The following is a 25,417-nucleotide window of genomic DNA, read 5'->3' on the forward strand; positions in this document are numbered from 1 at the left end:
TCATGTCGAATTTCGATGCCCATAATACCACCTTCGCGCAAGCGGTTTCCTTTATCAACCACACCAATCGTCCGGTGTTTCTAACCGGCAAAGCGGGGACGGGAAAAACCACCTTCCTTCGGTATATAAAAGAACATACGTATAAGAAGCTTGCCGTGGTAGCTCCTACGGGTGTAGCGGCTATTAATGCGGGCGGAACCACACTCCATTCGCTTTTTTTCTTGCCTTTCGGTATGTATTTGGCTGATTATACACTTGATTGGAACGATCCGAGCGATTTGATCTACAACAAACAACGCCTTTTCGGAAAAGTAAAACTCACTAAACAACGACGAGCCATTTTACAGGAACTCGATCTATTAATCATTGATGAAGTATCTATGTTGCGGGCTGACACACTTGACGCTATTGATACAATCTTGAGATGGGCCAGACGCAATGCAAGTCCTTTCGGTGGCGTTCAGATGTTATTCATTGGTGATCTGTACCAATTGCCTCCTGTGGTTAAGAGTCATGAGCAAAACTTGCTATATCAGCATTACAGAAGTCCTTTCTTTTTTGATGCCCATGTTATGCAGGAAGCTCCACCGGTTTTGTTGGAACTGAATAAGATTTATCGACAAAAAGATGCACGTTTTATTTCTCTGCTCAATAATATTCGAAACAACTGCTGTTCAGGAGAGGAGCTGGATAGGTTGAATGCGCATTATAAGCCCGACTTTAGTCCTTCGCCGAGCGAAACCTTCATTACTTTGAGTTCGCATAACCATATTGCGGAGCAAATCAATCAACGTAAATTAGAGTCCTTACCGGGGCACGCTGTTTGCTTCGAAGCTGCCATCAAAGGTGATTTTTCAGAGAACTCTTTTCCTACCGAGGGTAGATTGTACCTTAAAGAAGGTGCCCAAATTATGTTTATAAAAAATGACAAAGGAGAAGACCGACGTTACTTTAACGGAAAAATTGGCGTTGTCGACAAAATTGATGCTCGACAGGGAGAAATAAAAGTTCGTTTTCCCGGAGAGAAGGAACTATTCACGGTCGAACAAGAGGAATGGAAAAACCTTCGTTATAATTACGATAAGCAAAGCGATAAAATCAGCGAAGAAACACTGGGAACCTTCAAGCAATATCCTATTCGTTTAGCTTGGGCCGTCACTATTCATAAAAGTCAGGGCCTAACCTTTGATAAGGCGGTTATTGATGCCGGATCCAGCTTTGCCGCCGGGCAGGTGTACGTTGCGCTAAGTCGGTTAACGGGATTGGAAGGATTGGTCCTCCGATCAAAGATTTCGCCGGCAAGTATCCATACGGATCCACATGTCGTGGCCTTTTCCAGTCGTGTTTTATCGGAGGATGAGATTGCAGAAGTGCTACTGCAAGAGCAGAAATCCTATCTTTTGAATAATCTTAGCAAAGCTTTTTCCTGGGGTACTTTGGCGCTTGAAACTAATACCTTCAAAAACGATGTACTAACCAAGAACATTCCCGATAAGAGCCTTGCATATAAGAAAATCGACGCCATATGCTATACTTGCAATCAGCAATTTGAAGTTGCAGAGAAGTTTAATGCCTGGTTAAATAAGGAATTCCGGCATTTAGATGATTTAAACATTGAACTCATTCATGAACGTACTCAAAAGGCCGCTGCTTGGTTCCTCAAAAGTTTAGAGGAGGAGCTTATCACCCCCCTTCAACAACATATGGATGCATGGGCTGCTAAAAAGAAGAATAAAAAATATCAGAAAGAGTTGGCAGACTTATTGTTGACCTACCGGCGGAAACAAGAACAAATCAGGCAAAGCACGTTTATTACGCAAGCCATTCGTGAAGGAAGAAATATACAAGATTTGATCTATGAGGTGGCCAAGCACCAACAACAACATCTTCAGGTAAAAAATGAACAACAACCCAAAAAGAACAAGTCGGTCGTTGGTGAAACGAAACAGATTAGTCTCAAACTCTTTAAAAACGGACATACAATTGATGAGATAGCTACGCTGAGAGGACTTACAACCGGTACCGTTATAGCGCATTTAACAAATTTCATCGGCACCGATTTGCAGGCGAGTGATCTCATGTCTACCCGTAAACTTGAAATTATCATACCCTTGTTGAAGCAATATCCTCAAAAAACAATTACCGAAATTCGCGAGCTGCTTGATCGGCAAGTAGAATTTCATGAAATACGCATTGCACAGGCAGCCTTGCGGCAAGCGACAAAAACAGGCACGCTCGCCTAGCTCTCGATTATTTCATATGAAGTGCTTGCTGTACACTTGGTGCATCATCTTGAGATGCTATCTTAAATATCTCTTTATTATCATAGTTTTGAAAGAGGGTGCGTAACAGCATCACAGCACTGGCTCTAACATAAGAACGTTCGTCGGCTGTTGCCATTTTTTTTACGGTAGGGTAAATCTGCTTTAACTCGTCCTTTGTGAATTTTTCAATCGCGCCAAGCGCCATCAAGCGTATCATCCAGGCACTATCGGTTAAAGCCGCAACAACGATCTCCTTCGCTTTAGCACTATCCAATACATCATTCAGGTTTTCCAATACTTCAAAGCGATCCATAAACAAGGGGGCGTGTTTGTATTGATAAGCCCATTCGTCAAGCGATTTACTTTGCTCTTTCTTCCCAAGGATACACTTTTTTGCATCAAAATTAATTAATTGTGGACTTTTAGTGGCCGGCAAGTGAAAAGTTTGCTCCTGTTTAGTTAGTGTAACCGTTTGACGATCAACATGACCATCTACATAGATGTCAATCGCAATAGGTAGTTTATAGAGCGGCATACTAGCTAAGTCCTGCTTTTGAGCAATTTGTACAATCACCTGTTTTGTGCTGTCTTGATAGTGCGTTTTTATTTCCAAAAGCGGATGACCGGCGGCCAAAAACCACTGATCAAAAAACCAATTAAGATCTTGTCCTGTGACTTGCTCAAAAGCTTGGCGTAAATCATGGACCTCAACAGACTGATAGGCATGTTTTTTTAAATAAAGTTGAAGTGACGCAAAAAAGGCGTCATCGCCAACGGTTTCCCTTAACATATGAAGAATACGCCCTCCTTTTTGGTAAGACACTTCATCAAACATCTGTTCCCGATCCGCATAGTTAAATCGAATAAGGTCGAGCTCTTTGTTTTTGTCCTTCGCAAAATAAGCTAGCTCGTCATTCAATGCATGCATATCCGCCTCTTCTCTTCCATACTTGTGTTCCAGCCATAAGTATTCGCCATAGGTGGCAAACGACTCGTTGAGTGGTAAATTGGCCCAGGATTCAGCGGTTACTAAATCGCCGAACCAGTGATGGAATAACTCGTGAGCAACAATATCTTCATACGTTTCATCCTTATATTCAGCCGGCGTCATATTCATTCGATCAAAGAATACCGAAGCCGATGTATTCTCCATGGCCCCACTTACAAAGTTCCGCACGACAATCTGAGCATATTTATCCCAGGGATAATCCACGCCCAATTTTTTCGAATAGAATTCGAGCATTTCAGGTGTTTTTCCAAAAATCATGGAGGCATATGGCGCGTATTTCGGTTCCATGTAATAGCTCACCTCCTTTCCGCGCCATTGATTTTTGACAATTTTAAAGTTTCCTGCCGCAATCATGACCAAGTACGGCGCGTGTGGCAGCTCCTGCTTCCAAATATCGGTTCTCGTACCATCGTTATTTCTTTTCGATTGCTTTAATAAGCCATTTGATAGGGTAATCATCGAATCAGGAACCGTTAGCGCAATTTGTTGCGTCATTTTCAGCATGGTGTTGTTAATCGTCGGGAACCAATTAGAATTGCATTCGGTTTCGCCCTGAGACCATAGTTGTCTTGGAATGCCTGCTAGTTCATCGGGCTGGATGAAGTATAACCCTCGATCATCGGGCGAAGCAATATCTTTTCCTACTTCCAACTGATTGGGATTGGCGGTATATTCAATAAATATTTTAAAGAGCTCATCACGGTTATATTTTCTATCCAAGGCAATGGCAAGCTTCTTTCCGTCATAGGTGAAAGGTAACTTTTTCCTCGCCGCATCTTGCAGCAGCATGACCGCTTTTACTTCGAAGCCGTTGGCATCCAGTATGACCGAATCTTGTGGGTAAAAATAACTTTGTAGCGTAAGTGTTGCCTTTCCGAATACGCGCGCCCGTTCCCAGTCGAAACGAAGGTCTAAGTCGGTATGCTTTATACTTATTTTAAGCGGATAAGAAGCGTGGTAAACATCCGCGTTCGGTGCGTTGGCGTATATATTAACCGGAGGAATATCGACATGTTTCGTTGTTGCGCAAGACCAACAACTCAAGAGCAAACAGGTAATAGAAATGAAGAGGGAGTTTCTTGACATTATATACGACTTTATTCAGCTAACAGTTTATTGATTTCTTTTTCGAACTCTTGAGTGAACTCGGTATAGTGTTTTCCTGTTGCTGGCCCGCTGAAGCCGGTGTGGATTTTATCAACCGTGCCGTCCTTCTTGATGATGATGGTGGTAGGAAAGGCAGAAAAATTATCCAATGCCGGTATACTTTCTTCCACTTGCCCTTTATCGTTTGTATAACCGGTTAAGAGGATCGGATAGTTCACTTTAAATCGATTTTTTAAGTTCAAAACAGCTGCTTTGGCCTTGTCCATTTCTTTATAACGTTCATAGGCCAAGCCGATAATCTCCAAACCTTTGTTCTTATATTTTTCATAGAACGGTGCTAGAAAAGCGGTCTCGTCCATACAATTGGGGCACCACGATCCCAAAAACTGAACCACTACCACTTTATCTTTAAAACGATCGTCGCTTAACGAGACTTTATTGCCGTCAAGATCCTGAAAGCTGAACGTTATGCGATCGTTTCCGGGTTTTAGCCCGGCAATCTTGTAAGCATCGGGCAACATCGCATCTTCGTCACGTCTGGCCGACCAATTCATCACGGAGCTCGGTCCGGCATACATCTTGCCTTTAATAATATCACTGCCATCAGTTAGATCTCCCGTGAATAATACAGGGCTAGAGCCGCTGAAAGCGGATACCATAAATGTTTTGTTATCCACTACACCACTTAGAAAACGATAGTCTCCAGTTGTTGTAAGAAACGATCCATTCACTTGATTGCCGGATTGCTCAAATTCGCCTACCGCAAAAGTCGTATCGGTGCCATTATTTTTATAAAATTGAACAGACCATCTGCCCGTCATATTAATGACACCTGAATTCTCTTCCTTCACAAAGCGAAACGATTGGTTGGATTCAGCCATGAAGGGCATGGAAATCGTTTTGTTTGGTAAATGCTTAATCCATTTTCCCTGTAATCCATTTGCCGTTTTTACAGCCCTAATCTCACTTTCATAAAGTGGGGTCTTTATAAAAACGGAATCAGCGGTTTCTTCTATCTCATTGATATTCAAACGCTCTTTCCCGTTCAAAAAGGCCATTTGTTTAACCCCCAAGGAATCATATATTTCGAAATTGAAGGGGATATCCACCGAATTATCCGTTTGTAAAGCACCTCTCCACACACCGTTGGTAAGCTGGTTTGTTTTGTCTGTGCAACTTGTAAAAGCGAGGGCTGTGAACAAGCTAAGGAAAAGAAAACGCGCAATATTCATCGTATTATTATTAAGCATTCGGATATCGTTCAATATCCATGCCGCTAAAATACTAATCTTTCGCTTATTATTAGAAGTGATACTAAAAGCCCTCTTTTAATATAGACCGAGCAATCACCATACGCTGGATTTCTGAGGTGCCCTCATAGATTTGCGTTATCTTGGCATCGCGCATGAGCCGCTCAACATGATATTCCTTCACAAAACCATAGCCTCCATGAATCTGTACCGCTTCTACGGTTATGCGCATGGCCGTATCAGAGGCAAAAAGTTTAGCCACCGCCGCAGCTTCCGCATAGGGTTGATGCTGATCTTTCAGCCATGCGGCCTTCAGGCACAACAAACGTGCAGCTTCTATTTGCGTATACATGTCTGCCAACTTGAATTGAATGGCTTGATGCTCGGCAATGGGTTTTCCAAAGGTTGTTCTTTCCTTTGCGTATTTGAGCGCTAGCTCGTAAGCACCGGAGGCAATACCTAATGCCTGCGCTGCTATGCCGATTCGGCCGCCTTCTAACGTTTTCATGGCGAATTTAAAGCCAAAACCGTCTGCTCCAATTCTGTTTTCCTTTGGTACTTTGACATCCGAAAATTGTAAGGAATGGGTGTCTGAGCCCCGTATTCCCAGCTTATTTTCCTTGGGCCCAATTGTGAATCCAGGGGAATCTTTTTCTACGATGAAAGCGTTGATCCCGCGATGCCCAAGGTTGGGGTGTGTTTGTGCGATTACGAGATACACAGCAGCGTTGCTCCCATTGGTAATCCAATTTTTAGTTCCGTTAAGTAGGTAGTAGTCTCCCTTATCTTCCGCAATCGTTTTTTGCGAAGTGGCATCCGAGCCGGCTTCGGGCTCGGAGAGACAAAAAGCACCGATCTGTGTTCCCGCAGCCAGTGGCTTTAGGTATTTTTCTTTCTGCTCTTCTGATCCGAATTTCTCTAAGCCGTAACATACCAGGGAATTGTTTACTGATACGACAACGGAAGTCGATGCATCAATTTTAGACAATTCTTCCATAACGAGCACATAAGAGACTGTATCAAGTCCTGCCCCATTATAGGCAGGATCGGTCATCATCCCAAGAAAACCTAATTCGCCAAGTTTTTTGACTTGGTCTGCTGGAAATTGTTGTTTTTCATCACGTTCTATTACACCGGGTTTTAGTTCAGTTTGAGCAAAATCGCGTGCTGCGTCTCTGATAAGCAATTGTTCTTCAGTTAATTCGAAATTCATAATGCTAGGGTTTGTTCCAAATTTACTGATTTTTTATTATGCAAGCATAATATTTTTGAAATACGAATACGAGCAAAACGAATTAAGACGCAAACCTTAACCTGGGGTGTAGGGAAGATAACCTTTGAATTCAAAAAAACTCATTATCTTAGCAAAAAATAAGAACCATGACAGACATAGCTAAACAGGAAATTTTTGCCGAAATAGAAGAAACACTTAAAAAACAGGGTTTTCACATCGATAAACAGGATCAGACACGTCCATGGGGTGGTTTTTTTGTGATCGACGAGAACCAGGCGCAACAGTTTGCAGATACATACTTCAACGGGCTGAATGTGCAAGACCTAAAAATATCAGGAAAATTAAGTCCAAAAATATTAGTTGTAGCACCACAAAAACGTTTGTCATGGCAATACCATCACCGCCGTGCGGAGATATGGCAAGTTGTTAAAGGAGACGTTGGTGTGGTAATAAGTGATACAGACGTGGAGAATGAAGTGAAGACAAAACATCCCGGTGATGTCATCAAGCTTGAAAAAGGAGAGCGCCATCGTTTGGTAGGCTTAGACGGATGGGGTGTGTTGGCAGAAATATGGCAACATACAGATATCGATAATCCTTCGGATGAAGATGATATCGTACGGGTGCAAGATGATTTTGGAAGATAGGTACAATTAGCCAATGAGCTATGTAATTATTAGCCAATGGTCGATTGATATTTAGTAGTCAATAAAGTAATGAAGTAATACAGCTGATGGCTGGTTGCGGATAACTGATAACTAAAATATGACAAATTACAACGAAGACAGTATACGCTCGCTCGATTGGAAAGAACATATCCGGTTGCGGCCAGGTATGTATATCGGTAAGTTGGGCGATGGATCAGCATACGATGATGGAATTTATGTGCTTTTGAAAGAAGTGGTTGATAACTCCATTGATGAATTTGTAATGGGGGCGGGAAAAACAATCGATATCAGTGTCAGTGAGTTAAAAGTCTCCGTACGCGATTACGGTCGTGGTATTCCGATCGGAAGTGTGGTTGATGTTGTCTCCAAGATCAATACAGGTGGAAAATATGATAGCAAAGCTTTTCAAAAATCGGTGGGACTAAACGGAGTCGGTACGAAAGCAGTCAACGCGCTCTCTTCATCCTTTGTCGTACAATCGTATCGAGCGGGTCGTACGCGTATTGCTGAATTCAGCAAAGGAGAACTCTTGAAAGATGAGGAAAAAGAAACCACGCAGCGCAATGGCACCGCGGTCACCTTTGTTCCAGACGATAGCATCTTTAGAAACTATAAATATAGGCCCGAGTTCGTTGAAAATATGATTTGGAATTACGTGTTCCTGAACACGGGATTGACGGTAAATTTCAACGGACAAAAATTTGTTTCGGAAAATGGCTTGCGCGACTTATTAGAGCGTAATATTGATGTGGAAGGTATGCGCTATCCCATTATTCACTTAAAGGGAGAGGATATTGAGATCGCGTTGACACATGGGCAACAATATGGAGAAGAGTATTACTCTTTCGTAAATGGGCAGCATACTACGCAAGGGGGTACGCATCAGGCTGCCTTCAGAGAGGCTGTCGTGAAAACCGTACGTGAGTTCTATAAAAAGGAATTTGATGCATCGGATATCAGGGCTTCCGTAATTGGGGCCATTGCCATCAAAGTGCAGGAACCTGTTTTTGAATCGCAAACGAAAACTAAACTGGGATCGCAAAGTATCGGCCCCGATGGACCAACCGTGCGCACCTTTATTAACGACTTTGTAAAGAAATCGCTGGACGATTACTTGCACAAACATCCCGATACGGCGGACGCTTTATTGAAGCGTATTCTACAATCTGAACGGGAACGTAAGGACATAGCCGGCATCAAGAAATTGGCCAACGAGCGGGCAAAAAAAGCCTCCCTGCATAATAGAAAGTTACGCGACTGTAAGATTCACTATGACGATAAAAACGAGCGTAATCAGGAAACTACCTTATTTATAACCGAAGGTGATTCTGCCAGTGGTTCTATTACCAAATCCAGGGACGTACAAACACAAGCGGTATTTAGTTTGAAGGGGAAGCCCTTGAACGCCTTTGGGCTAACGAAAAAGGTGGTGTATGAGAACGAAGAGTTTAATTTACTCCAACATGCCCTGAATATTGAGGATGGTATAGACGGTCTCCGCTACAATAATATTGTGATTGCAACAGATGCAGATGTTGACGGAATGCACATACGCCTATTGTTAATGACCTTTTTCCTGCAATTTTTTCCTGATTTGGTAAAGGCAGGACATGTTTCTATTTTGCAAACCCCTTTATTCCGGGTGAGAAACAAAAAGGAAACGATCTATTGCTATAGTGATGAAGAGCGTCAACGGGCGATTATAAAATTAGGTGGCAAGCCGGAAATTACCCGATTTAAAGGATTGGGAGAGATTTCGCCCGATGAGTTTGGTCTTTTCATTGGTAAAGACATGCGCTTAGATCCTGTGATCTTGTCCAAAGATCAGAAAATTCAGCAATTGCTTGAATACTATATGGGTAAAAATACGCCGGATCGGCAAAAACATATCGTGAACAACCTACGTATCGAGCAGGATGTTTTAGAAGAAGAGGCTGCGGCCGCTAAGCTTGCCGATGAATTGAAGGCAGCGGTTTAACGAAATGGAACAGACCCTGATACTTGTTCACTGTACCGATGCGGTCGGTTTAGTTTCGTCCATCGCACACGTCGTAGCAAAATATGGTTTGAATATAACTACCATGCGTGAGTATGTGGACGAAAGTACCAAACGTTTTTTTTCGCGCATCGTTTGCATGGGAAAGGCCGTTGACCCTGAAAAATTAATGCAGGAGTTATTGATGATCCTACCTAAAGGTGCTTCTGTAAAGGTGAATCCGCCAAAACAGAAGCGCCTTGCCATACTGGTCACCAAAGAACCGCACTGCTTGGGCGATACACTGGTGCGCTATTTTTTCAATACACTGGGTGCCGATGTCTGTTGCGTTATCGGAAATTACGATCACCTGCGGTCTTTTACCGAGCGTTTTAATGTACCTTATCACTTTGTAAGCCATGAAGGGAAAACAAAGGATGAATTTGAAAAGGAGCTGCATAAAACAATTTATAGCTACAGTCCGGATTATGTTGTATTAGCCAAGTTCATGCGCATTTTATCACCTGTTTTTATCGCGCATTATCAAGGAAAGATCATCAACATTCATCATTCCTTCTTACCGGCCTTCATTGGAGCGAACCCCTATCAGCAAGCATATACCCGCGGGGTAAAAATTATCGGTGCTACGGCCCATTTTGTAACAGACGATCTGGATGAAGGACCGATTATTGCACAAGACGTAAAACCGGTCAACCATACGTATACAGCTGACGATATGCGCAAAGCAGGAAAAGAAATAGAAAAGGCGGTTTTAAGTAAAGCACTGTCGTTGATTATCGAGGACAGAGTCTTTGTAACCGGTAATAAAACGGTTGTTTTTGAGTAATTAATTGTTAAGGTGCGCCTTATGTAAGCCAAAGGCCCTCCTTTCTGCAAAGTGATTCATCCACGAATCGCTTTTTTTTGTAGATATTTTCCAATCCCTCGAACAGGACGTTTCTCTTTTTTCCATAAGTAAAAATACTTCTTTACTACTTATTGTAACTTATACACAATTTCTAATTTTTTCTTGCATCCTATAGGATCATTGTTTATGTTTACGGCAACCGAATTAGAACTTTATTAGAATTTACAAAAACCAATAAACTAACATATGATTCTACTAGTCGCGCGGAATAATTGTGATTAGTACAATTATAGACTTTTAACATTATAAACAAACCAGCTATTATGAACTTAAATCGAAGTGATTTTAAGCGTGTATTATGCGGGGCTCTTTTGGTAGCGGGATTTCACGCACCTTATGAAGCTTTGGCAAAAACCAATTGGCTAGCGAGGGAAGTTAAGGATAATCTCTCGGCCGTTAAGCAACAATCAACAATCACCGGAAAAGTCAATTCCATGACAGGCAACGAGGGAATACCCGGTGTAAGTGTATTGGTAAAGGGCTCACAAAAAGGAACAACTACCGATGTCGACGGGAAATTTAGCTTAGAGGGGGTGCCGGCTAATGCTACCTTGGTTTTTACCATGGTGGGCTATAAAACACTGGAAGAGCCCGTAAATAACCGCAAATCAATAACCGTCACCCTTCAGGACGATATTGCCAATCTCGACGAGGTCGTGGTGGTGGGTTATGGAACACAAAAGAAAGAAACCGTTACCGGTTCGGTCGTATCAGTAAAAAGTGAAGAATTGGTCAAGTCACCTTCGCTCAATGTCTCAAATTCATTGGCAGGTAGAATGCCTGGTGTCATCGCAACTCAAAGCAGCGGCGAGCCGGGAGGTGATGGTTCTAACATTAAGATCCGGGGAACAAATACCTTGGGAAATAGTAGCCCGCTCATTGTTATTGACGGCATACCGGCAAGACAAGGGGGGGATTGAACGGCTGAATCCGGCAGATATAGATAACATTTCGGTGTTGAAAGATGCTGCAGCAGCTATTTATGGTGCTCGTGCTGCTAACGGGGTCATACTAGTAACAACCAAAAGAGGTAAGTCCGGCCGACCTCTTCTATCTTATACCTACAATCAAGGCTTTGCGCAACCAACGGTGATCCCCGAATTGGCAGACGCTGCGCAGTATGCCGAAATGCGGAATGAACTGGAGGTTTTTAAACTTCCTGTGAACGAATGGCAGGCAGCAAACAGCGCCTTTAGAGAAACAGGCTCCTACACGCGCTCCAACGGATCGGTTCTTACCGCACCATTTCTTCCGGCAGATTTCGAAAAATTCAAAGATGGGTCCGACCCATGGGGGCATCCCAATACCGATTGGTACGATGCTACGCTGAAAAATTGGTCGCCTCAGGCAAGACATAATGTACAGTTGACCGGTGGTTCTGATAACTTTAAATATTTAACGTCCATCGGTTATCAAAATCAAGATGGTTACTACAAAAATTCAGCTACTGGCTATAAGCAATATGATCTGCGGATCAACCTCGACGCAACAATCAGTAAGTATGTGACAACGAAAATCGGTGTATTGGGACGTCAGGAAAACAGGAATTACCCAACCAAGTCCGCTGGAACTATTTTCAGGATGTTGATGCGTGGTAATCCTACCATGCCTGCCTTTTGGCCAAATGGTTTACCCGGTCCTGATATAGAAAACGGAGAGAATCCCGTAGTGATCACAACCGACCAAACCGGTTACGACAATAATAAACAGTACTTTTTTCAAACGAATGGCCAGGTCGATATTACCTTCCCTTGGATTGAAGGGTTGAAATTTACAGGTACGGCGGCCATTGATAAATATATCAAGCAATCGAAGAAATGGGAGACTCCCTGGAATCTTTATACTTGGCAAGGAGCATATGAAGACGATGGGGTAACACCGCAACTGGTGCGTGGTAGACGTGGCCCTGCCGATCCTCGCTTGACACAGGCAAACGAAGATCAATTAAACATTCTCCTTGGTGGTGTCTTAAATTACGACCGCTCTTTCGGTGATCACACCTTTAATGTAATGGCTGGGGTGAACCGCGAAACGATCGATAACGAAAACTTCAATGCCTACAGACGTTATTTTATTTCAACCGCTATTGATCAGCTGATCGCAGGTGGAGAGCGCGAAAAGAATAACAACGGCGGAGCCTGGAAACGCGCAAGACTGAATTATTTTGGTAGGGTAGGATATAACTATAAGGAAAAATATATTGCTGAATTTCTATGGCGATACGATGGCTCTTATATGTTCCCGGAAAACAGTCGTTTCGGCTTCTTCCCGGGTGTTCTCGCAGGTTGGCGAATCTCAGAAGAGAATTTCTGGAAAGAGAATATTTCTTTCATCAACTATTTAAAGCTGCGCGGGTCATGGGGTCGAATGGGTAATGATAATATATACTTCAAAAATAACTACGCAGAAGGGCAATACCTGGAGGATGACGCTAGATTGCAAGAATACCAGTATTACTCAACCTATGGATACGGCACCTATATCGTTGATGGTTTATTGGTTAAATCATTATATGAATCGCGTGTTCCTAACACAATGGTAACATGGGAAGTTGCTGATAATTATAACTTAGGTTTGGACGGTCAGCTCCTCGATGGTAAGATCAATTTTGAGTTTGATGTATTTATGAATAAACGTTCGAATATTTTATGGCAGCGAAATGCTTCGATACCGCAAAGTACCGGTATGACACTACCTGCTGAAAATATCGGAAAAGTGGATAACAAAGGATGGGAGTTCAATATTGGTTATAATGGTGCAGCAGGAGATTTTAAGTATAACATTAACGTCAATGGAGGTTATACCAAAAACAAAATCAAGTTTTGGGACGAAGCACCGGGGGCACCTGAATGGCAGCGTACAACGGGAAGGGTAACAGATGCTCAACTATATTATATTTATGACGGTGTGTTCCGCGATGAGGCTGATATTGCGGCTAATACATTGGATTATAGCGCGATTACCAATAACCTACGTCCGGGGGACATGAAGTATCAAGATTTTGACGGAGATGGAAAAATTACACCGGACGACCGTGTTCGGCGTGATAAGAATAGACAGCCTACTTTTCAGGGTGGTTTGAATATTGGTATGCAATATAAAAACTTCGACCTGACTATCTTATTCCAAGGTGCTATGGGTGGTGAACTCCGGGTTGGTTCGGACGAATCGGGGGCCATCGGGAACTACTTATTGGAATTTTACGAAAACAGGTGGACGGTTGACAACCCAAGCAGCGAACATCCACGCATTACAGATCGGAGCGATCAATACTATTCCTATAACAATACCTATTGGTTGCAAAGCACTAACTATATCCGCTTGAAGAATCTGGAATTAGGCTATACCCTGCCAACCACAATCGGCGAAAAAATAGGGATCAGTAACCTGAGGGTATACGTAAGTGGATTCAATTTGCTAACCTTCAGTAAAATGAAGGCTTATGATCCGGAATCAACCAACGTATTGGGACAGTATTATCCGCAATCACGCATTATTAATACAGGATTGGCGGTAACCTTTTAATGAAAGAAATCATGAAGAAGTCATATAGAATATTAGGTGTTATAGCCTTGTTTTTACTGGGAATAGTCTCCTGTAAAACTGATTTTTTGAACACGGAGCCGATGACCGAAGTGCCTCAACAAGTGGTATGGAGTGATGCCGGTCTGGCAGAAGCATTTATCCTTGAGATGTATAATGGAATCGGGCAGGGGGGCTTTGAAGAAGAAATGCAGTCGTCCATGACCGACGAATCGATGTTTACCCATCCTGGAAGAGGAATAAATACCATTACAGAATCTCGTTCAAACCCCGCTGATCAAGGGATGATCAAGAGAACGTATCTATGGGATTCGCTCTACATGCGCATCCGGGCAACCAATATTGCCTTGAAAAATCTAGCGACGCCACAGTTTGAAAATACTAATAACCTGGTAGAGCGTTTAAAGGGAGAAGCACACTTTTTAAGAGCCTATTATTATCAGCAATTGCTTCGTTTTTATGGAGCAGTGCCACTCATTAATCGTCCTTATGAATTAGGGGAAGCAGATTATACCGTTCCTCGTAATACGTATGAGGAATGCGTCAATTTCATCGTAGCGGATTGTGATACGGCGATTAATTTATTGAACGGGCTCACAGCGAGCACGGGTAGGGCAACCAATGTGGCGGCGATGGCATTGAAGGCTCGAGTACTGGTATATGCTGCGAGCGATTTACATGATATACCTACGGCCTCCGCTAAATCCCCAACCATAGCAGGTTATAGTAATAAGGAATACTTGGGCTATGTAAGTGGAAATCGGATGGAGCGCTGGCAAAAAGCGAAAGATGCTGCAAAGGCCGTAGTGGACCAGTCGGCATTTGCCTATAAAATGGACTTAACGGGTCCCGTTAGTCCGGAAGAAGGAACGGAAAACTACATGGTGTTGTCGTTGGGGGGTGGTAGCAGGGCCGTTGCGGGAGATGGTGGACGAGAAATACTATTGGGACGCTTTTTCGTCGACCTGAAAGACGAGGCAGGTAACTGGCTCGGAAGAAATAATGGACCGAATGGTTATCATAACTGGGCAGGAAATACGCCAATACAGAATTTGGTAGACGATTACGAGATGATCGATGGCTCGCGCTTTAGTTGGGATAACCCCGTACATAAAGCCGCCCCTTACCAAAATAGGGATCCCAGAATGTATGCCACCATTTTACACGATGGATCGGATTGGAAACCACGTACGGATGATGTGAAAGGACGCGACCCTAATAATCAGATACAGACAGGGCAGTATCAGGTAACTAATGCTTCCGGACAAGTGGTGACGCAATATGGATTGGATACCAGAAACAGTCCAATTGAAGATTGGAACGGCACGCATACCGGTTATTACTTCCGCAAATTTACCGATCCGGATCCGGCTGTGGTTGACCAAAACACGCGTCAATTTATCCCCTGGCCGGTATTGAAGTACACAGAAGCCGTATTAAACTACGTAGAAGCCTGTATAGAATTGGGCGAAGATGGAGAGGCGCGTAACTGGTTAAATAAAATTCGTTTCCGTGCAGGCATGCCGGCAGTAACCGAATCCGGTGATGCACTGCGGCAACGTTATAGAAATGAAAGACGGGTAGAGTTAGCCTACGAAGAACATCGCTTCTTTGATGCGAGAAGATGGATGATTGCGCCTACAACTTTAGGAAACAAAATCAGAATCATCCGCATATTTGGAACGCTGAAAGATGGTAAGCAGGTGCGTGTTTATAAGTACGACCCCGAAAATTATAATTACACGTATACGCCCTCGGAGCTCGATCCCGGTATCGAAAACCGCCAATGGTTAGATAAAATGTACTTTATTAGTATCCATCGCGACGAAATGAATCGAAATGCAAAGCTAGTACAGAATCCAGGGTACTAATTTTTAACGAAAAGAGACCTCGGAAAATGGATCACCCAGTCACTATTCGGCTGGGTGATTTTTTTTAAACGCTTAGTTCCCCATTCAACTATTTCTCTACTAACGAATCAGCTTCCTGTCATCATTTCCGTTTTTTTCAAAACTTTTACGGCCATTCATTAGTTTTACAGAAATCAGTTAACAATAACAGTATGGAATATAGAAGAATGGGGCGCACAGGTTTACAGCTCAGTGCATTGTCCTTTGGTTCTTGGGTAACTTTTGCGCGGCAAGTGGATGATACCTTAAGTGACCGTCTAATGGGTATCGCTTATGACGCCGGGATTAATTTTTTTGATAATGCGGAAGTTTACTCACGAGGTGAATCAGAAAGAATGATGGGAAGGGTGTTAAAAGCAAAAAGCTGGGAGCGCTCTTCCTATGTTGTCTCCAGTAAAGTCTTCTTCGGCTGGAAAGGACCCGATAAAAAGCCAAATCAGTATGGATTAAGTCGCAAGCATATCGTGGAAGCTTGTCACGAAGCCTTGCAACGTTTACAGGTTGAGTACCTTGATCTCTATTATTGCCATCGTCCTGATAAAAATACACCGATGGAAGAAGTGGTTCGTACTATGAACACATTAATTCAGCAGGGGAAGGTTCTCTATTGGGGTACCAGTGAATGGAGCGCTGCGGAAATTGTAGAGGCCCATGCCGTTGCTGCCAAATTGAACTTGGAACCGCCGGCAGCTGAGCAGCCTGAGTACAACTTATTCCATCGACAAAAAATAGAGGTTGATTATTTGCCTATTTTCCGTAATCTTGGCATGGGAACTACCATCTGGAGCCCCTTGGCTTCGGGGCTATTAACCGGGAAGTACAATGAAGGCATTCCGGAGGGGTCACGTTTGGTACTGGAAGGCTACGAATGGCTGAAAGATAAGTCCTATACGGATCAAAAGCTCGGAGCTGTGAAGAACCTGAAAAAGGTAGCCGATGAATTAGGGGCCAGTTTGGCAACTCTTTCCATTGCTTGGACGCTTACGAATTCAAATGTGACAACCGCGATTCTTGGTGCAACAAAGGATAGCCAGCTTCAAGAAAATCTAAAGGCCTTGGAAATCCTTCCAAAATTAACACCTGAGTTATTGGCGAAAATTGATGATATTATGGGAACGGCACCGCTATTGCCGGAATATTAAGTATAAGTTGCCAGTTACGGGGTTACAAGTTTCCGAAAGCTTTCAACCCATAACTGGCAACACGCAATTAGCGTTTCTCACCGGCCGCTTTGAATTCCGAGCCCTCTTTCCATTTTGGAAAGCTGCTTTCCTGAGTCAGCGTATAGCCCACATCAAAGAATAAGCGTAAATCTTCTACCATACCATCCAACTTCCATGCGTCATCGAATTCGTCAGCAGGTTGATGATAGCGTTTTTCATTATATGCTTCTTTTTGTGCTAAACCAAATTCTTCGCCCTTTCCTAATACATCATCGCCGGTACTTGGATATAATGCGGGTATACCAACCTTTGCAAAATTGAAATGATCTGAACGGAAGAAATGTCCGGCAGATGGATTCGAATCCGGTTTAATTGTTCTTCCCTGTTTTTTTGCTGCAACTGCCGCATAGTCGTCCATTTCCGATTGTCCGAGCCCGGTTACAATGAGATCTTTAGTCCTGCCAATGGGTGCTAAAGCATCCATATTAATGTTGGCTACTGTCTTTGCCAATGGATAAATCGGATGGGTTGCGTAAAACTCGGATCCCAATAATCCCTCTTCCTCGCCTGTCAAAGCAATAAAAAGTACCGAACGCTCAGGAGCTGTCTTTGCAGCTTTAAAGGCTTTTGCAATCTCAAATAGACCTGCTACGCCGGTGGCGTTATCAACCGCACCGTTATAAATAGAATCGCCTTCGATGGCCTCTCCGATGCCTAGGTGATCCCAATGTGCCGAGTATATAATGTATTCATCCGGACGTTTACTTCCTTTTAATTTTGCTACTACATTATTGGACATGGACTTTTTCGTTTCTTGCGTAATGGTGGTGCCTGTCGTTAGCTTTAAGTCTACCGCCTTGAACCCCGGCTTTTTAGCTTGCTCCAAAACATCCATGGACACGCCGGCAAGTTCAAATAGCCTTTTGGTGGCATCGGCAGTTAACCAACCTTCAAAAGCACATCTCGAAGCGCCATTGTCTTCGGTTTGTAGATTGAGCTGCGGTCCACTCCAGCCGCTTCTTACCACGTTCCACCCGTAACTTGCAGCTTCTGTATTATGAATAATCAACACGCCTGTCGCACCTTGCCGGGCCGCTTCTTCGAATTTATAAGTCCAACGACCGTAATAAGTCATCGTTTCTCCTTTGAATAGGTCCTTGTTGTAAAATCCGGGATCATTTACCATGACCACAACTGTTTTTCCTTTTACATCGAGTCCTGCATAATCATTCCAGTTGAACTCCGGAGCAACGATACCGAATCCGGCGAATACCACATCCGAGCTTTTAACTTCAATAGCAGGCTGAACTCTTCGACTACCTAAAACAACTTCGTCTAGCAATTTAAAATCTACTTTCCCTTTGGATCCCGTAAAGGACAGAATGGCTTTCGGATTTGATTTAATTTCCACCATAGGCACTTCCTGGAAATAACTATCCTTATTCCCCGGTTCGAGGCCTATGTCTTCAAAAGTCCGTTTGATATACTGGATGGTCTTTTCTTCTCCCTTGGTAAATGGTTTTCTACCTTCGAGGCTATCGCTCGATAAATCCTTCACATATTGTGCAAGACTTGCTTCATCGATTTGTTTAAAAGCCGCTGAATCGGTTGTACCAGCCCCTTTTTCTCCGCTGTTACAAGCGAATAAAGAGGGAATAATAAGCGCTAATGCGTATACAGTTTTCTTCATGTCGTAAAATAAAATTTAAATTTAACCCATTCGGGCATAGGATACAAATAAAGGAATGTGATTATTGGCTTTTTTACTAAAACAGGCGTTTCGCTTTTAGCATTACGATGGTGTTTGCATTAAAAACGTTTATTTTAGTCAATTTTATTTTACGTCACACCTGTCCAAAATAAATTTTCTGGACAAAAAAGAGGAGGTTTTCGGCTATAAGAGGCTCTATTTTTTATTGGGAAAGCAAAAGTATCCCTGGGTGTTGGTATAAATTTAATATGACTATCGGCTTTCTAACCTAAAACAGGGATCAATTTAACACATAGATGAATTGTTTATATTAAAGGAACGATTATTTTATTCAACTTTTCTTGATAAAAGTTGAGCAAAATCAAGGCGTGTGTAGGCTACCTTGCATCTGATGGCAAAGCATTCATGGCGCGTATTGGAGCCGTTTCACTTCCTCAATCCGCTTGGGTAGTGCAACATGATCAGCGATGCAAATGCTTTGCTGCTCGTTGCTTCGGTATCCTCCAAGGCCATTTTACCCACGCGCAGGGCTATATTAGGGCTGAAGATAATAATACGTCCGGTTAAAAGTAAAAGCCCTACGTTCTAAAAAATGCCGCCTCCAAAATTTACAAATAGCACGAGGAGGCACGATCCGTTCCTGTAAATTTTAAAGCGGCGAGCTTTCTTTGCTTCTTTATTTCGCGGAGAAAGAAAGAAGTTAAAATAATCGTTCTATTTTTTAAGTAAACCGACCAACGGAGCTCCCATATTTCCTATTATTATTTAACGTTTTGGACGGATATGATTTTACGTCTGTCTGTAGCAAAGTTCCAAGCGATGAGTTTATTCACACATTGCTTATTTTAAAGGTGTTCATGAGCTTCCTACGGTCGGTTTTGGTTACCTTTTACGGACCTTGAAAAAGCTTGAGCTCCTTTAAAAAGAATGAATTAGCGAAAAAAAACCACGAAGTAGCATGAGTGCCTTTTAAAACAAACAATAACGAATAAAAGTAACTAAATAAAAGTTCCTTTTGAAATGCTGAACTTGCTACCCATAATTCCTCTCTTAAATACCAAAATGTTTAGTATTTTTACGGCGCTTAATGATGTCATGAATAGCTTTAAGGAGTTATTACCGTCACAATGACAAAAAATGGCATCGGAAATAGTAAGCAAATTGCTAAAAGCTAATACCTAAAGGCTATAAAAAAATGAGCGAAGAAACAGACAATAACGAACTTTCAGGAAATAACGACGAGGCTCTAAGCCATAACCAAACGATTCCAATATCCGGTTTGTACGAGAATTGGTTTTTGGATTATGCTTCGTATGTCATACTTGATCGGGCGGTGCCGCATATCAACGACGGTTTAAAGCCGGTACAACGTCGTATTCTCCATTCATTAAAAGAAATGGATGACGGGCGCTTTAACAAGGCCGCCAATGTGATCGGTAATACCATGAAATACCATCCACATGGCGATGCCTCAATTGGTGATGCCATGGTTCAGATCGGGCAGAAAAATCTGCTCATCGACTGTCAGGGGAACTGGGGGGATCCTACAACGGGTGATTCTGCAGCAGCGCCTCGTTATATAGAAGGACGTCTGAGTAAATTTGCCAATGACGTTGTTTTCAACCCGGATACCACCGAGTGGCAATTAAGTTATGATGGTCGAAATCGTGAACCGGTTACCTTACCGGTTAAATTCCCCCTATTATTAGCTCAAGGTGCTGAAGGTATTGCGGTTGGTTTGGCTACGAAAATTATGCCTCATAACTTTGTAGAATTGCTGGATGGATCGATTGAAGTTCTTCGTGGCGGACGCCCCAACCTTGTGCCGGATTTTCCGACAGGTGGATTGGCTGACGTCTCCGCCTATAACGAAGGCATGCGCGGTGGAAAGGTAAAAGTGAGAGCACGCATTGAAGAGCGCGACAAAAAGACCCTAGCTATTACTGAAATCCCTTATGGAACTACAACCGGAGGTTTGATCGATAGCGTAATCGCTGCAAACGATAAAGGTAAAATTAAAATCAAAAAAATAGAAGATAATACAGCCGCAACAGTGGAAATTGTAGTGCATTTAGCCCCCGGGATTTCTCCGGATGTAACAATTGATGCGCTTTATGCCTTTACTGATTGCGAAGTTTCTATATCACCGAATACCTGTGTCATTCGTGATGATAAGCCACATTTTATGAGTCGGTGATTGGAATAACAATATCATAACGTATAAACATGTCATATAGAATTGAACGCGATACAATGGGCGAGGTGAAGGTGCCTGCCGATAAGTATTGGGGAGCCCAAACTGAAAGATCCCACGAGAATTTTAAAATTGGTCCGGAAGGTTCGATGCCTAAAGAAATCATCCGCGCTTTTGCTTACTTAAAGAAAGCCGCAGCTTTTACCAATACAGATGCAGGCGTGTTACCGGCAGAAAAGCGGGATTTAATAGCGCAGGTTTGTGATGAGATACTTGAAGGAAAACACGACGGTGAATTTCCTTTGGTAATTTGGCAAACCGGTTCCGGGACACAATCCAATATGAACGTGAATGAAGTGATTGCCAACCGTTCACACGTTATTCAGGGAAATAAATTGGGAGAAGGAAAAACTTTTATCCATCCGAATGATGATGTAAACAAGTCGCAATCGTCGAATGATACCTATCCGACAGCGATGCATATCGCAGCTTATAAGATGTTGGTGGAAACTACTATTCCAGGCGTTGAAAAACTTAGGGATACACTGAAAGAGAAGTCTGATAAATTTAAAGATGTTGTAAAAATTGGCCGTACCCACTTAATGGATGCTACACCTTTAACGCTGGGCCAAGAATTTTCAGGCTATGTAGCCCAACTAAATTACGGATTAAAAGCTTTAAATAATACACTTTCGCACCTTTCTGAGCTGGCATTGGGCGGTACAGCGGTAGGTACCGGGATTAATACACCGAAAGGGTATGATGTCAATGTTGCCAAATACATTGCGGAATTTACGCAATTACCCTTCCGTACCGCTGAAAATAAATTTGAAGCTCTGGCTGCTCATGATGCCATTGTTGAAAGTCACGGCGCATTAAAACAACTGGCGGTATCCCTTATGAAGATTGCAAATGACGTCCGTATGCTAGCTTCCGGGCCGCGTTCGGGCATCGGAGAGATCTTTATTCCGGAGAACGAGCCCGGCTCATCTATTATGCCAGGTAAAGTGAACCCTACCCAGTGCGAGGCCCTAACGATGGTCGCTGCACAGGTAATGGGAAATGACGTAGCCATTACCATAGGAGGTGCTAATGGCCATTATGAACTAAATGTCTTTAAGCCTTTAATGGCTGCCAATTTCCTCCAGTCGGCGAGATTAATTGGTGAAGCTTGCGTTTCCTTTAATGATCACTGTGCGATCGGCATTGAGCCGAACTATGATGGTATTAAAAAACATGTGGAAAATTCACTCATGCTGGTTACGGCCCTGAATCCGCATATCGGTTATGAGAACGCTGCCAAAATTGCGAAGAAGGCCCATAAAGAGAATAAGTCGCTGCGCGAAGCGGCCTTAGAACTCGAGCTACTTACCAATGAGCAATTTGATCAATGGGTGCGCCCCGAAGATATGATCGGTGGTTTGAAATAGGGGTTCTAAAGGATAATGAGGACTCGGAATCATTATTTAATATTTAAAAGCACATACCTTACGCTTGTAGGTATGTGCTTATTGCTTTGTTCTGCCTGCAAGTTTAATCCGAATATACAGGGAGAGGGTGAGCCCTATTTACAAGGGGTGTGGGTGCAAGACTCCATAGCCCACCAAGATCAGCTATTGACCTACAGTTTATATCGTCTTAAGTTTACTTGTGACTCGGTCTATATTACCTTAAAAACCTTTAGCAAGGTAAGAACGGTAGTTGATTCTTGTTACGGCGATGGACAGTGGGAAGAATACGCTAGGGGAGTGTATCTGGTTAGAAATGATAGCTTATTGATAGAATCTACATTTACCCGAAGTAACTGGCGTCAGAAATTATCGGGCTGCCATCGTATCGGTCAATTTTTGCCCCGGTTTAAGTTAGTAAAACATACGGCCGACTCGCTTTACCTCGAAAGCCAATACTATCAAACACCGGTTAATCTGAGGAAAATTGAGCACATTACCTGTGTGCCCAAACCTCTTTGATATTAAACATTTTAGATTTTTTGCTCGTTTTTTTATGAGAATGTTAGCTCAACGGTTCCTGCTTGGAACAGCTATTCTTTGCCTCTCGTCTCTCAATATAATCGCACAGGAGAAGAAGCCCGGACTCTATCAAAGGTTCATGAACGGCAAATTGATGCAGAGTAAACTGGTCCAGAAATTCATCTCGTCAGAAAAAGATTCTACGCGATCAGCTGGTTTTGTGGTGTTGCCTTTATTGGGATATGCACCGGAAACCGGCCTAGAGTATGGACTTTCCGGTATTTACAACTTCTATATTGATAAAAGCGATACGCTCATCCGAACGTCCAGCATTGTATTGCAGGGGTCGTTAACCACAAAAAAGCAATCGAATCTTAAATTGACATCCGATATATGGACAAAAGGCAATGATTATCATATCATTTCAGAGATAAGGTATAAGGATTTTCCATTCAATTTTTATGGAATTGGTGATCAAACTCGAAAAGCAGATAAAGACTCCTTGGTTCAACGATTGTTTAGGCTCAGGTTGGAAGGGGAAAAGAAGATTGTTAAAAATTATTATGTGGGTCTCGGCTTGATTTACGAGAACTATGAATATAATGACGAGGCTCCCGGTGGTATTTACGACTGGACACCACTGTATGGTAAAGAAGGTGGAAAATACCTGGCCTTTGGAATCTCGCAGTTGTATGATAGCCGTAACACAAATATCTACACTACCAAGGGCTACTATGCGCGGGCAGTCTATCATTATATGCCTGATTTCTGGGGAGGGAATAACTTTGAGGGAAGTCGCTTGGATTTCGACTTACGTGCCTTCTTTCCGTTAACACCGAAGTTAACGCTTGGCCTACATGCCACCTACGATGAATACTTCGGCAATGTGCCATTCTATTTATTTCCGCAGCTAGGAAGTGATGAAGTCATGCGAGGGTATTATCCAGGTAGATACCGAGACAAGACATTGATGACCTCGCAGGCAGAGTTGCGCTATCGCGTTCATCCACGTATTGGTTTTACGGCCTTTATGGGAGCTGGGACGGTCTACAATAAAAAGATAGACTTTTCATCGCTGAAACCTTCTTTCGGTGGTGGTTTGCGCTACTTCTTTGATCTGGAACATAATTCGAGCATCCGGATTGATTACGGTATAGGCGAAAAACGTCCCGGAGAGCCGCGGCAATCAGCCTTTTATTTATCGCTCGGCGAAGCGTTTTAGAGTGATCGGCTATCAGCAATCGGTAATCAGCTAAAAATAAAGCTGATAACTCATTTCCGAAAACTGATGGCCTACTAGTAACTAATCTTAAAATGTTCTTTTTCCTGGCCTTTTTTGAAGAAAACCAAGCCAATGAAAAATAGGTCGATTGTTAAAGTTACCTGTGGGTGGTTTTTGATTTCCTGCCAAGCCTCTTTCATGCCATCACTCCAATAAATGTCGTCAAAGATCAGTACAGTCTGTTCATGAACTTTAGGTAGGCAATGATAAAAATAATTTAAAGTCGCCTCCTTCCGATGATTACCATCTAAAAAGAGAAAGTCAATTTTTTCCTGCTCTTGAATAAGCTGCGGTAGGATTATATCAAAGTTTCCTATTTTCAGTTGGACCTGCGACGCACCAAGCTCATCGAGGGTTTGCCGGGCAACAGCCGCAGTCTCCGGGCAACCCTCTACTGTTGTGATGGAGGCATTAGGATTAGCCTTGGCTAGGTAGGCAGTGGTGATTCCTAGGCAAGTGCCTAATTCTATAATGGTTACCGGTGCAAAGCGGTTGGCTAATCGAGCAATAAGCTGTGCAACCCGTTTTGGCTTCAAGGCATTCTTCGCAATCAAACCTACGGCCTTTTGTTTTCCATTATTCATCATCGAACCGGCACCATAGTCGGTTACCGTGATAATTCGTGTGTCCTTCTTTAGCGCTTGCCGCTTTCTTTCGATTTCTTCTTCGTAAGGTTTAGTTGAAAAATCATATATAACCTCATCAACAAGTTTATAAACAAATGGAGAATGCACACCATGGCGTGTTTTAGCGGAGAATTTGTGTATTAGATAATCAATGAAGAAACGGTAGTTTGCCATATACGGCAGCAAAGATAAAGCTTTTATATTTGTTCTTTTCTCTTTGAAAGAAAAGGAACTTTTTTCTTAATCAGCTTTTTCTTGATAAAAAGCCGACAAAACCGAAGAGCAGAGCGATGAGCTCATGAACTCATCTGAAAACAAACAAAAGTGAATAAATCAAGGCTTGTGTAGGCTACCTTGCATCTGATGGCAAAGCATCGCTGGCGCGTATTGGAGCCGTTTCACTTCCTCAATCCGCTTGGATATTGCCATATGAACAGACATGCAAATGCTTTGCGGCTCGTTGCGTCGGTATCCTCCAAGGCCGTTTTGCCAGCGCACAGGGCTATATTTAGGGCTGAAGAAATAATACGTCCGGTTAAAAGTAAAAGCCCTACGTTCTGCTAAAGTATCGCCTAGGAAATTT

Annotated in this window: 16 protein-coding genes and 2 pseudogenes; 13 read left to right on the plus strand and 5 right to left on the minus strand. The window is 42.8% G+C overall.

Annotation, left to right across the window (positions count from 1 at the left end; genetic code table 11):
- Positions 1–2 precede the first annotated feature (2 nt).
- Positions 3–2,243: a helix-turn-helix domain-containing protein gene (locus QT327_RS22070; RefSeq protein ID WP_289554068.1), complete on the plus strand. Its 2,241-nt coding sequence runs from the start codon at positions 3–5 to the stop codon at positions 2,241–2,243.
- Positions 2,244–2,250: 7 nt separating this feature from the next.
- On the opposite strand, the gene QT327_RS22075 is transcribed toward QT327_RS22070, so the two are convergent.
- From QT327_RS22075 to QT327_RS22085, 3 genes are all read right to left on the minus strand, one after another.
- On the minus strand, positions 2,251–4,359 hold the full coding sequence (locus QT327_RS22075; RefSeq protein ID WP_289554069.1) for a M1 family metallopeptidase: 2,109 nt from the start codon (positions 4,357–4,359) through the stop codon (positions 2,251–2,253).
- Positions 4,360–4,370: 11 nt separating this feature from the next.
- Positions 4,371–5,630, minus strand: a complete 1,260-nt coding sequence (locus tag QT327_RS22080) for a peroxiredoxin family protein (RefSeq protein ID WP_242627103.1) — start codon at positions 5,628–5,630, stop codon at positions 4,371–4,373.
- Positions 5,631–5,694: 64 nt separating this feature from the next.
- A complete protein-coding gene (locus QT327_RS22085; protein ID WP_130854449.1) occupies positions 5,695–6,843 on the minus strand; it encodes an acyl-CoA dehydrogenase in 1,149 nt (382 codons plus the stop codon).
- A 167-nt stretch (positions 6,844–7,010) separates the two neighbouring features.
- Here QT327_RS22085 and QT327_RS22090 point away from each other — a divergent pair, with 167 nt between their 5' ends.
- The 7 genes and pseudogenes from QT327_RS22090 (at position 7,011) to QT327_RS22120 (ending at position 17,030) form a co-directional block, all read left to right on the plus strand.
- Positions 7,011–7,511: a cupin domain-containing protein gene (locus QT327_RS22090; protein WP_013664933.1), complete on the plus strand. Its 501-nt coding sequence runs from the start codon at positions 7,011–7,013 to the stop codon at positions 7,509–7,511.
- A gap of 118 nt (positions 7,512–7,629) precedes the next feature.
- Entirely contained in the window at positions 7,630–9,510 is a 1,881-nt protein-coding gene (locus tag QT327_RS22095; protein WP_013664934.1) for a DNA topoisomerase IV subunit B, read from the plus strand.
- A 4-nt stretch (positions 9,511–9,514) separates the two neighbouring features.
- Complete coding sequence (purU, locus tag QT327_RS22100) at positions 9,515–10,354, plus strand: formyltetrahydrofolate deformylase (RefSeq protein ID WP_130854448.1); 840 nt, start codon at positions 9,515–9,517, stop codon at positions 10,352–10,354.
- Positions 10,355–10,869: 515 nt separating this feature from the next.
- Positions 10,870–11,383 (plus strand): annotated as a pseudogene (locus QT327_RS22105) (carboxypeptidase-like regulatory domain-containing protein); the annotation flags it as partial.
- Positions 11,384–11,389: 6 nt separating this feature from the next.
- Positions 11,390–13,960: a SusC/RagA family TonB-linked outer membrane protein gene (locus QT327_RS22110; RefSeq protein ID WP_289554453.1), complete on the plus strand. Its 2,571-nt coding sequence runs from the start codon at positions 11,390–11,392 to the stop codon at positions 13,958–13,960.
- Between the two features lie 11 nt (positions 13,961–13,971).
- Positions 13,972–15,849 (plus strand): RagB/SusD family nutrient uptake outer membrane protein, encoded by a 1,878-nt coding sequence (locus QT327_RS22115; protein WP_013664937.1) that lies wholly within the window; start codon positions 13,972–13,974, stop codon positions 15,847–15,849.
- Positions 15,850–16,040: 191 nt separating this feature from the next.
- The gene (locus tag QT327_RS22120) at positions 16,041–17,030 is read left to right on the plus strand and encodes a potassium channel beta subunit family protein (RefSeq protein ID WP_289554070.1); all 990 of its coding nucleotides are present in this window, start codon (positions 16,041–16,043) and stop codon (positions 17,028–17,030) included.
- 67 nt (positions 17,031–17,097) lie between these two features.
- Here QT327_RS22120 and QT327_RS22125 read toward each other — a convergent pair whose 3' ends face one another.
- Positions 17,098–18,741, minus strand: a complete 1,644-nt coding sequence (locus tag QT327_RS22125) for a M28 family metallopeptidase (RefSeq protein ID WP_289554071.1) — start codon at positions 18,739–18,741, stop codon at positions 17,098–17,100.
- 372 nt (positions 18,742–19,113) lie between these two features.
- On the opposite strand from QT327_RS22125, the gene QT327_RS22130 reads away from it, so the two are divergent.
- The 5 genes and pseudogenes from QT327_RS22130 (at position 19,114) to QT327_RS22150 (ending at position 24,148) form a co-directional block, all read left to right on the plus strand.
- Entirely contained in the window at positions 19,114–19,329 is a 216-nt protein-coding gene (locus tag QT327_RS22130; protein WP_130854445.1) for a hypothetical protein, read from the plus strand.
- A gap of 628 nt (positions 19,330–19,957) precedes the next feature.
- Positions 19,958–20,953: pseudogene (locus QT327_RS22135) on the plus strand (DNA gyrase subunit A); the annotation flags it as partial.
- Positions 20,954–20,988: 35 nt separating this feature from the next.
- The gene (gene fumC / locus QT327_RS22140; protein WP_013664812.1) at positions 20,989–22,386 is read left to right on the plus strand and encodes a class II fumarate hydratase; all 1,398 of its coding nucleotides are present in this window, start codon (positions 20,989–20,991) and stop codon (positions 22,384–22,386) included.
- 72 nt (positions 22,387–22,458) lie between these two features.
- A complete protein-coding gene (locus QT327_RS22145) occupies positions 22,459–22,926 on the plus strand; it encodes a fumarate hydratase (protein ID WP_149105161.1) in 468 nt (155 codons plus the stop codon).
- A 34-nt stretch (positions 22,927–22,960) separates the two neighbouring features.
- A complete protein-coding gene (locus QT327_RS22150) occupies positions 22,961–24,148 on the plus strand; it encodes a BamA/TamA family outer membrane protein (RefSeq protein WP_013664814.1) in 1,188 nt (395 codons plus the stop codon).
- A gap of 74 nt (positions 24,149–24,222) precedes the next feature.
- Here the strand turns inward: QT327_RS22150 and QT327_RS22155 are convergent, their stop codons facing one another.
- A complete protein-coding gene (locus QT327_RS22155; protein ID WP_149105162.1) occupies positions 24,223–25,008 on the minus strand; it encodes an O-methyltransferase in 786 nt (261 codons plus the stop codon).
- Between the last annotated feature and the right edge of the window lie 409 nt (positions 25,009–25,417).

Source organism: Olivibacter sp. 47 (assembly GCF_030372825.1).
GTDB classification, from domain to species: domain Bacteria; phylum Bacteroidota; class Bacteroidia; order Sphingobacteriales; family Sphingobacteriaceae; genus Olivibacter; species Olivibacter oleidegradans.

What these genes read in the sequence shown, in the direction of transcription:
- QT327_RS22070 (WP_289554068.1), top strand. Translation starts at nt 3, where the DNA reads ATGTCGAATTTCGATGCCCATAATACCACCTTCGCGCAAGCGGTTTCC.
- QT327_RS22075 (WP_289554069.1), bottom strand. Translation starts at nt 4,359, where the DNA reads ATGTCAAGAAACTCCCTCTTCATTTCTATTACCTGTTTGCTCTTGAGT.
- QT327_RS22080 (WP_242627103.1), bottom strand. Translation starts at nt 5,630, where the DNA reads ATGCTTAATAATAATACGATGAATATTGCGCGTTTTCTTTTCCTTAGC.
- QT327_RS22085 (WP_130854449.1), bottom strand. Translation starts at nt 6,843, where the DNA reads ATGAATTTCGAATTAACTGAAGAACAATTGCTTATCAGAGACGCAGCA.
- QT327_RS22090 (WP_013664933.1), top strand. Translation starts at nt 7,011, where the DNA reads ATGACAGACATAGCTAAACAGGAAATTTTTGCCGAAATAGAAGAAACA.
- QT327_RS22095 (WP_013664934.1), top strand. Translation starts at nt 7,630, where the DNA reads ATGACAAATTACAACGAAGACAGTATACGCTCGCTCGATTGGAAAGAA.
- purU (WP_130854448.1), top strand. Translation starts at nt 9,515, where the DNA reads ATGGAACAGACCCTGATACTTGTTCACTGTACCGATGCGGTCGGTTTA.
- QT327_RS22115 (WP_013664937.1), top strand. Translation starts at nt 13,972, where the DNA reads ATGAAGAAGTCATATAGAATATTAGGTGTTATAGCCTTGTTTTTACTG.
- QT327_RS22120 (WP_289554070.1), top strand. Translation starts at nt 16,041, where the DNA reads ATGGAATATAGAAGAATGGGGCGCACAGGTTTACAGCTCAGTGCATTG.
- QT327_RS22125 (WP_289554071.1), bottom strand. Translation starts at nt 18,741, where the DNA reads ATGAAGAAAACTGTATACGCATTAGCGCTTATTATTCCCTCTTTATTC.
- fumC (WP_013664812.1), top strand. Translation starts at nt 20,989, where the DNA reads ATGTCATATAGAATTGAACGCGATACAATGGGCGAGGTGAAGGTGCCT.
- QT327_RS22145 (WP_149105161.1), top strand. Translation starts at nt 22,459, where the DNA reads ATGTGCTTATTGCTTTGTTCTGCCTGCAAGTTTAATCCGAATATACAG.
- QT327_RS22150 (WP_013664814.1), top strand. Translation starts at nt 22,961, where the DNA reads ATGAGAATGTTAGCTCAACGGTTCCTGCTTGGAACAGCTATTCTTTGC.
- QT327_RS22155 (WP_149105162.1), bottom strand. Translation starts at nt 25,008, where the DNA reads ATGGCAAACTACCGTTTCTTCATTGATTATCTAATACACAAATTCTCC.